The 8,864-nt window shown below is 64.1% G+C and carries 7 protein-coding genes and 1 pseudogene; 7 read left to right on the forward strand and 1 reads right to left on the reverse strand.

Going from position 1 to position 8,864, the window contains the following annotated elements:
* A partial coding sequence (gene aceA, locus JOZ79_RS03945; RefSeq protein ID WP_294070892.1) for an isocitrate lyase occupies window positions 1-1,083 on the reverse strand: 1,083 nt, incomplete at its 3' end.
* Between the two features lie 128 nt (window positions 1,084-1,211).
* Here aceA and JOZ79_RS03950 point away from each other — a divergent pair.
* The 7 genes and pseudogenes from JOZ79_RS03950 to JOZ79_RS03980 all read left to right on the forward strand — a co-directional run.
* Complete coding sequence (locus JOZ79_RS03950; protein ID WP_294070895.1) at window positions 1,212-2,615, forward strand: XRE family transcriptional regulator; 1,404 nt, start codon at window positions 1,212-1,214, stop codon at window positions 2,613-2,615.
* Between the two features lie 182 nt (window positions 2,616-2,797).
* Complete coding sequence (locus JOZ79_RS03955) at window positions 2,798-3,811, forward strand: sulfate ABC transporter substrate-binding protein (RefSeq protein ID WP_294070898.1); 1,014 nt, start codon at window positions 2,798-2,800, stop codon at window positions 3,809-3,811.
* Between the two features lie 26 nt (window positions 3,812-3,837).
* Window positions 3,838-5,310 (forward strand): porin, encoded by a 1,473-nt coding sequence (locus JOZ79_RS03960; protein WP_294070901.1) that lies wholly within the window; start codon window positions 3,838-3,840, stop codon window positions 5,308-5,310.
* A gap of 10 nt (window positions 5,311-5,320) precedes the next feature.
* Complete coding sequence (gene cysT / locus JOZ79_RS03965; RefSeq protein ID WP_294070904.1) at window positions 5,321-6,154, forward strand: sulfate ABC transporter permease subunit CysT; 834 nt, start codon at window positions 5,321-5,323, stop codon at window positions 6,152-6,154.
* Entirely contained in the window at window positions 6,151-6,987 is an 837-nt protein-coding gene (gene cysW, locus JOZ79_RS03970; RefSeq protein ID WP_294070907.1) for a sulfate ABC transporter permease subunit CysW, read from the forward strand. Before cysT ends, cysW begins: the two co-directional genes overlap by 4 nt.
* 1 nt (window position 6,988) lies before the next feature.
* Window positions 6,989-7,702, forward strand: a pseudogene (locus JOZ79_RS03975) (ATP-binding cassette domain-containing protein); the annotation flags it as partial.
* 342 nt (window positions 7,703-8,044) lie between these two features.
* On the forward strand, window positions 8,045-8,864 hold an 820-nt coding region (locus JOZ79_RS03980), incomplete at its 3' end, for a TIR domain-containing protein (protein ID WP_294070913.1).

Below are 8,864 nucleotides of genomic sequence, written 5' to 3' on the forward strand. Positions count from 1 at the left end.
GCGGTCGCGGTAGTCGGACGCAAGCTCGAACATCGCGTGGTTGAGGCTGTGGAAGCCGGCAAGCGTGACGAACTGGAACTTGTAGCCCATGGCTCCGAGCTCGCGCTGGAAATTGGCGATCGTGTCCCGTTCGAGCTTCGCCTGCCAGTTGAAGCTGGGCGAGCAATTGTAGGCCAGCATCTTGCCCGGGTAGCGGGCATGGATGCCGTCGGCGAAGGCTCGCGCTTCGTCGATGTTCGGATGACTGGTTTCGAACCACAGAAGGTCGGCGTGGGGCGCGAATGCGAGGCCTCGCGCGATGCAATGATCGAGGCCGCTCCCTTCACGGAGCCTGAAGAATCCCTCGGGCGTGCGCTCGCCGGTGATGAACTCGTGGTCGCGCTCATCGATATCGCTGGTGATGAGCTTCGCGCTTTCGGCATCGGTGCGAGCGACGATGATCGTTGGAACGCCGCACACGTCGGCGGCAAGGCGCGCGGCATCCAGGTTCCTGACTGCCGCCTGGCTGGGGATGAGCACCTTGCCGCCGAGGTGGCCGCACTTCTTTTCAGACGCGAGCTGATCCTCGAAGTGAACGCCGGAGGCGCCCGCCTCGACATAGGCCTTCATGATCTCGAAGCAGTTGAGGGGGCCGCCGAACCCTGCTTCCGCATCAGCGACAATCGGAGCGAACCAGTCACGCTTCGCGCCGCCTTCCATGTGCTCGATCTGGTCGGCCCGCTGCAGGGTGCGGTTAATCCTGCGCGCAAGCTCCGGCCCCGAGTTCGACGGATAGAGCGACTGGTCCGGGTACATCGCGCCGGCAACATTGGAATCCGCTGCGACCTGCCAGCCAGACAGATAGATCGCCTGGAGCCCCGCCCGCACCATTTGCATCGCCTGGTTTCCGGTCACCGCTCCGAGCGCGCGGATCGGCTCGTCTTGATGCAGAAGCTCCCACAATTTGAGTGCACCCCGCCGCGCGACCGTATGTTCAATCGCGACCGAGCCGCGCAGCCGAAGCACCTCGTCCATCGTATACGCGCGCTCGATACCGTCGAACCGCCCGGTGGGTGCTCCAACCAACTCGTCAAAACTTGTCATGCCATTCTCCAGCTCGATCAGCGAATCGGGCCCATTGGACCATTCCGTCACCATCGCGTCCCGGCAAAAAGGGTCTATCGGTCACAAATTGACTTGCGATCTTCGACAAAGATTGACAGCTTCTCCGCATGTCGGCGAAACTTTTCCTCGGTCATCGCCTGCGCCGCCTGCGCCGTGATCGCGACCTGTCGCAGACCGAGATGGCGAAGAGCCTCGCGATCAGTCCGAGTTATCTCAACCATCTCGAACGCAACCAGCGCCCCGTAACCGCGGGCCTGCTGCTCAAGCTTGCCGAGCTCTACGATATCGACGTGCGCGCATTCGCGGCCGGGAGCGGTGTGCACACCGGCGCCGATGCTCTGGTCGAGATTTTCTCCGACAAGATCCTGAGGGACTTCGGAGTGCCCCGCTTCGAGCTTGCCGAGCTCGCCAACAATGCGCCCACCATCGCCGATGCGATCGCCCGGCTGTACACGAGCGTGAAGGAGGCCGAGCGCCACCCCAGCGCCGCCCGGGCTGCCGACGCGCGCGTCCTCGTCACGCCCGAAAACTTCGTGCGCGACTACATTCAGCAGCATCGCAATCATTATCCCGCGCTCGAGGAAGCAGCGGAAACATTGGGCGCGGCGCTGAGCGATTCGCTGTCGATGGCGGGGCCGATGCGGCGCCGGCTGAAGGACGCGTGGGGCATCACCGCCTCCGTCGTTCCGCAATCGGAGCTTGGGAGCGTCAGCCAGCTTTACGACGCCGACCGACGGCATTTCCTGATCTCGTCTCAGCTGCGGTCCGAGAACCGGCTGTTCGCCCTCGCCTACCAGCTCGCGCTCGTCGAGTTCGCGAACGTGATCGACCGGATGGTGGCCGAAGCTCGGCCGCCCGACGAGGGCATCCGGCAGCTGCTTCACATCAGCCTCGCGGATTATGCGGCAGGCGCGATCATGATGCCATACAGGCGCTTCCTCGAAAGCGCCGAAAGCTATCGCTATTCGATCGACCGGCTGTGCGGCGAATATGGCGCGAACGTGGAGCAGGTCGCCCATCGCCTGACGACGCTCACGCGACCGGGGGAGAGCGGCGTCCCGTTTTTCATGTTGAGGGTGGATCCCGCCGGCAACATCTCAAAGCGTTATGCCGGCGAGAATTTCCCGTTCTCGCGTTTCGGCGGGACCTGTCCGCGCTGGAACCTGCACGCCGCCTTTCAGGCCGCCGGCCAGGTCGTCACGCAGGTGATCGAAACGCCGGACGGCCAGCGCTATTTCACGGTCGCGCGGACGATCGAGCGGCCGATCCGCACCGAGCTTGCGACCGGTTTGCTGGCGATCGGCCTGGGCTGCGACCTTCGCCATGCTCACAAGCTGTCGTGCGCCGACGTCTACGATCTGTCCCGGCCGCGAGTCACTCCGGTCGGGCCAGCATGCGCGATCTGCCCGCGCATGGATTGCGCCTATCGCGCTACTCCGCCCGCCGGGCGAATGCTCGCGGTTGATCGCACCCGGAAGTCGATTTCCCCTTACCCGTTCATCCCCTCCTGAACGGTCGCGATCGTGCGAGTGGACGCGCACGAACTGGCGCCGATGCCCTTCGAGACCCCGGTCTAGCCGACTCCCAGATTGCGCCGGAACGGGACGAATCTGCGCCCGGGTGTGCATTTCCCCTATTCCCTACTAGGGAACTAGAGAATATGGAGGATATCGGCACCGAAGGGAATATTATCATGCTCCGGACGAAGACACTTCGTATAGGTATTGCTGCGCTTGCGGCAGCGATCACGCCGGTGTCGGCTCACGCCGCGCCAACCCAGATCCTCAACGTTTCGTACGATCCAACGCGCGAGCTTTACCAGCAGATCAACGCCGCATTCGCGCCGAAGTGGCAGGCAGCGACCAAGCAGCCGATCATCATCAAGCAAAGCCACGGCGGATCGGGCAAGCAGGCGCGTTCGGTTATCGACGGCCTTCCCGCCGACGTCGTCACGCTGGCGCTCGGCTATGACGTCGACGCGATCGCCAAGAAGGGCTTGATTGCGAGCAACTGGGAGCAAAGGCTTCCGAACAACAGCACGCCATATTATTCCACGATCGTCCTTCTCGTGCGTCATGGTAATCCCAAGCGCATCCAGGATTGGGATGATCTCATCCGTCCGGACGTGAAGGTCATCACGCCCAATCCGAAGACCAGCGGCGGCGCACGCTGGAACTACCTCGCGGCATGGGGCTACGCGCTCAAGACCTATGGCTCGCCTGAAAAGGCCAAGCTGTTCATGGCCAAGCTGTTCCGCAACGTCGCCGTTCTCGACAGCGGCGCGCGCGGATCGACGACGACGTTCGTCGAACGTGGGCAGGGCGACGTCCTGATCGCCTGGGAAAACGAAGCGCTGCTCGCCGCCAACAAGCTTGGCCGCGGCAAGTTCGAGATCGTGAACCCGTCGGTCTCGATCCTCGCCGAGCCCTCGGTCGCGGTGGTTGACAAGGTCGTCGACAAGCACGGCACCCGGCAGGCCGCGGAGGCCTATCTCAAGTTCCTCTACACGCCCGAGGCTCAGGAGATCATCGCGCGCAACTACTTCAGGCCGCGCAACCCACAGGTCGCGGCCAAGTACAAGGCGCAGTTCCCGAACCTCAAGCTGTTCACGATCGACCGGAACTTCGGCGGTTGGGACAAGGCACAGGCGCTGCACTTCAATGACGGCGGCCTGTTCGACCAGGAATACGAAGCGGCGAAGCGTTAGCTTCCACACAAAGGGGAAAACACATCATGCGTATCCTGCTTCTCGCGGGCGCCTCCGTGCTCGCGCTTACGTCACCCGCGCGTGCGCTGCAGACGACCCCGCAGGCGCCGCAACCGTCGGCGCCGACGAACGACGCGTCGCAGCTCGACACGCTTGAGCCGGCCAGCGACCAGCCGGCGCAGGCCGCCCCGGCCGCGCCGACCGGCAATCCGGTGCTCGACAGGCTGAACGCCCTCGAAGCGCGAGTGAACCAGCTCGAGCAGGAGAATGCCGAGCTGAGGCAGAGCTCGGAGCTCAACGAAGGCCGTCTCGCAACCGTCGAGACGCGAGCGGCGAAGAATGCGCAATTTGGCTGGGTCCCAACCATATCCGACCCCAACGGCAGCTTCACCTTCAAGCCGCGCGGCGTGGTCGATGCCGATGCCGCCGTGTTCAGCTCGCGCGAAGGTGGCTACGATTATAACGATGGAACCGCCTTCCGCCGCCTTCGCCTCGGGTTCGAGGGCACTGCGTTCAAATGGTTCAACTACCGGGCCGAGGTGGACTTCGCGGGAGACGCGGTGAACATCACCGACGCCTACCTGCAGTACACCAAGATCCCGAAGACGGTCCTGACCATTGGCCAGCACAAGGCTCCGTTCGGGCTGGAGAGCAACAATAGCGACAACTACAACGTGTTCATCGAGCGCGGGATGTTCACCAATGCGTTCGGCAATGCCGGAGCGGAGCGACGCATCGGCATTTCTGCGGCCTATGCGCCCAAGGAGAACATCAACGTCGCCGGCGGCTTCTTCGGCGATAATGAAAGCGTCAGTCGCGGGCTCGGCACCGCGCCGGGCGAAAGCTGGGGCTTCAACGGCCGCGCGACCTGGGAGCCGGTCTTCCAGGACGGCAAGATCATCCATGTCGGCCTGTCCGGCTTCTATCGCGATCGGCTGAAGTCCGGCGACATCCCCGACGCGGTTCGACTGAATGACCGGCCGAACATCCGCGTCGACAACGGCAACATCGCGGACAGCGGCGTGATCACGAACGTGCACTCGATGACCTATGCAGGCGCGGAGGCGGCCGGCGTATTCGGGCCCCTGACCGTCGCAGGCGAGGCCGGGCGGCTGTGGCTTGACCGGTTCGACGCTGATAACCTGCATTTCACAGGCTATTACGGATATGCGGCCTATATGCTGACGGGCGAGACCCGGCCGTTCAAGGGCGGCAATTTCGATCGCGTCCGGCCGTTCCATGAGCTCGGCAACGGCGGACTCGGCGCGTTCGAGGTCGCGGTTCGCTACGACCATCTGAACCTTGCGGACACGCCGGTCGCGTCGCGGATCGGCAACAAGGCGTCGAGCTTCACCGGCGCGCTGAACTGGTACTTCAATCCGTACGTGAAGCTCATGTTCAACTGGGTGCATTTCTGGGGCGACAACACGCCTCTCGACCCGGTCGGATCGAAGACCCGGGGCGACGCTTTCGCAACGCGTCTGCACCTCGACTTCTGACGAACTCGTGATGTCCCGTGCGTTCCCTCGCCGCTCCTCGCGGCTGCCTGGCTTCGGATTGTCGCTGGGCATCACGATCCTGTGGCTGTCGCTGATCGTCCTGATTCCGCTCTCGGCAGTGTTTCTGAAGAGCGGAAGCGACGGTTGGCACAGCTTCTCCAGCGCGGCTTTCTCGTCCCGCGCGCTCGCCGCCTACCGGCTCTCTTTCGGAGCGGCGGCGATGGCAGCGGCGATCAATTGCGTGTTCGGCCTGCTCGTCGCCTGGGTTCTGGTCCGATACGACTTCGCGGGCCGACGCCTGCTGAGCGCGCTCATCGACCTGCCGTTCGCCCTGCCGACGGCGGTTGCGGGCATTGCCCTCACCGCGCTCTATGCGGACACCGGCATCATCGGACGGATCGTCGAGCCGGCCGGTTTGCCGATCGCCTACAGGCCCGCGGGCGTGGTGGTCGCGCTGACCTTCATCGGGCTGCCGTTCGTGGTCCGGACGGTCGAGCCCGTGCTCGCCGATGCCTCGAGCGAAGTCGAGGAAGCGGCGCTGACCCTCGGAGCGACGCGGATCCAGACATTTTCGCGAGTCATCCTGCCGTCGATCGGCCCGGCGCTCGCGACCGGCTTCGCGCTCGCCTTCGCTCGCGGCGCGGGCGAGTATGGATCGGTCATCTTCATTGCCGGCAACGTCCCCTTCAAATCCGAGATCGCGCCGCTGCTGATCGTCACCCAGCTCGAAGAGTATAATTACGCCGGGGCGGCCGCGATCGCCTGCGTGATGCTCCTAATTTCCTTCGCCCTCCTGCTGCTTCTCAACATGCTGCAGCATTGGCAGCAGCGGAGGGGCGGATGACCCGCGCCGGTCTTCGCGAGCCCGCCGCGGTCAAGGCGCTGCTGATCCTGGCAGCTCTTGCCTACGTCGCCGCGATGCTCCTGCTGCCGCTCGGCGCCGTCCTTTATGAGGCGTTTCTGAGGGGCATGGGCGCCTGGTGGGCAGCAATCCGCGACCCCGACGCGAAGGCATCGATCTGGCTGACGCTGGTCGTCGCCGCGGTGTCGGTACCGCTGAACACGATGTTCGGACTGGCCGCGGCCTGGGCGATCGCCAAGTTCGACTTTCGCGGCAAGACAGCGTTGATCACGCTGATCGAAATCCCGTTCTCCGTCTCGCCGGTCGTCTCGGGCCTCGTCTTCGTCCTGATCTTCGGGGCGCAAGGCTGGTTCGGGCCGTGGCTCGATCGGCACGACGTCCACATCATCTTCGCTCTGCCCGGCTTGATCCTCGCGACTGTCTTCGTCACCTTCCCGTTCGTCGCTCGGCAGCTCATTCCGCTCATGGCCAGCCAGGGACGCTCCGACGAAGAGGCCGCGCTGACGCTCGGCGCATCGGGCTGGCAGACATTCTGGCGTATCACGCTGCCCAATATCCGCTTCGGCCTGCTCTACGGAGTGCTCCTGTGCAACGCCCGGGCGATGGGAGAGTTTGGCGCCGTCAGCGTCGTTTCCGGTCACATCCGCGGCGAGACCAATACCATGCCGCTTCAAGTGGAGGCACTCTACAATGACTACGACTTTGTCGCGGCCTTCGCAGTCGCCTCGCTCCTCGCTCTTCTGGCCCTCGTCACCCTCACCCTCAAATCCGCGCTCGAATGGCGCTATCGCGGCGCACTCAGCGCCCGCCACTGACATGTCGATCCGCGTCGAGCAGATTTCGAAGAGCTTCTCCGCTTATCCCGCGCTCGCGGGCGTATCGCTGACCATCAGCGACGGCGAGTTTGTCGCGCTGCTCGGGCCGTCGGGGTCGGGCAAGACGACCCTTCTTCGCATTCTCGCAGGCCTTGAGACCGCGGAAAGCGGACAGGTCTGGTTCGGCGAGCGCAACGTCACCGCCGACAGTCCCTCGTCGCGCGGCATCGGCTTCGTATTTCAGCATTATGCCCTGTTCGGCCACATGACCGTCGCGAAGAACGTGGCGTTCGGCCTCGACGTCATGAGCCGGCGCGCCCGCCCCTCGGCGACGGACATCCGCGCGCGAGTCGAGCAATTGTTGGAGCTGGTGCAGCTCCCCGGGCTCGGAGCGCGCTATCCATCCCAGCTCTCGGGTGGGCAGCGCCAGCGCGTGGCGCTTGCCCGCGCCCTCGCCCGCCAGCCTCGCATCCTCCTCCTCGACGAGCCTTTCGGAGCGCTCGACGCCAAGGTCCGGCGCGAACTCAGGGATGCACTTCGAAAAATCCACGACGACCTCGGCCTCACGTCCATCTTCGTCACTCACGACCAGGAAGAAGCATTCGCTCTCGCCGACCGCGTCGCAGTGTTGAACCAGGGCCACCTCGAGCAGTTCGCAACGCCCGAAGAGATCCAGGCCAGCCCCGCGAGCGAGTTCGTCACCAAGTTCCTGGGCTGATCGGGTTCGATCCGCGCCACTTGGCACCTGTACCGCAAATGCACAGCTTCGACGCCGCCATTTCCAAGTCGAGGCTTCCCGGCCAGCTTGTCGGCGGCTCTCGTGTAAAAATGCGTCTCGCCCGTGTCTGGCCGGGAGCTCCAGGTGCGGGCCCATTTCCCTGCCGCCGCAAAGCGATCCCTTCGGATGTCGCGGATTGCAACGCGGAGCCAGCGTTTGTTTAGCCGAGAAGCTAATGTCTGCTTTCGACCCAAAGCAGACACTGACCCGCATAGCATTCCTGCTTGTTTCTGATTCCCAGCATCCTAAGGTCTCGGCCGTTTGTCGTGGGGGGCCGGAGTGGCGGATCAAGCGCCAGACGTCTTCGTTTCCTACAAGTCCGAAGATCGCGCTCGACTGAAGCCCCTCATTGCGGCCCTCGAAGCCGATGGTCTGACAGTCTGGTGGGATGCACACATCGGCGGCGGGGCAAATTGGCGCCGGGACATCGAGGAAAAGCTTGAATCCGCCCGGTCAGTGCTTGTTGCATGGACGAAGCGGTCCGTCGGGCCGGAAGGCGAATTTGTTCGCGACGAGGCCGCGCGGGCTCGGCAGCGCGGCGCATACGTACCCATTTTGCTGGACGCCGTTCGACCGCCGCTGGGTTTCGGGGAGGTGCATGCCCTCTCCCTCAAGGGCTGGAAGGGCGACCGGCAGGAAGCGGCCTACTTGGCTCTCTTGGACGCACTTCATCGGCGGATCGATGGACCCGCGGGCCTTCCCTCCGGCAAATCCGTACTGACGCGCCGATCCATTATGATTGGGTGCGCGGGTGCGGGAGCCGCTGCCGCGGGGCTTGCGGCCTGGGTTCATTTCAAGCCGAGCGCTGCTTCGGGACCAGGCAGCATCGCTGTCCTGCCATTCAGAAACCTCAGTGGCGACGCGAACCAGGCCTATTTCGCAGAGGGCATAGCCGATGAAATACGCGGCGCGCTAACCCGGCTGGGTGGTTTGACGGTGATCGGAAGCACCTCCTCCGCTGCGGTAAGCCAGGATGATGTCAGGGTTGCTGCCCAAAAGCTCGGGGTCGCCAACATTCTAACGGGCAGCGTTCGTCAGTCGCCGTCGACAATCAGAATCTCGGCTGAGCTTATCGATGGTCGGACGGGCGCGGATCGGT

The sequence above is a fragment of the Sphingomonas sp. genome (assembly GCF_019242355.1).
GTDB lineage: Bacteria > Pseudomonadota > Alphaproteobacteria > Sphingomonadales > Sphingomonadaceae > Sphingomicrobium.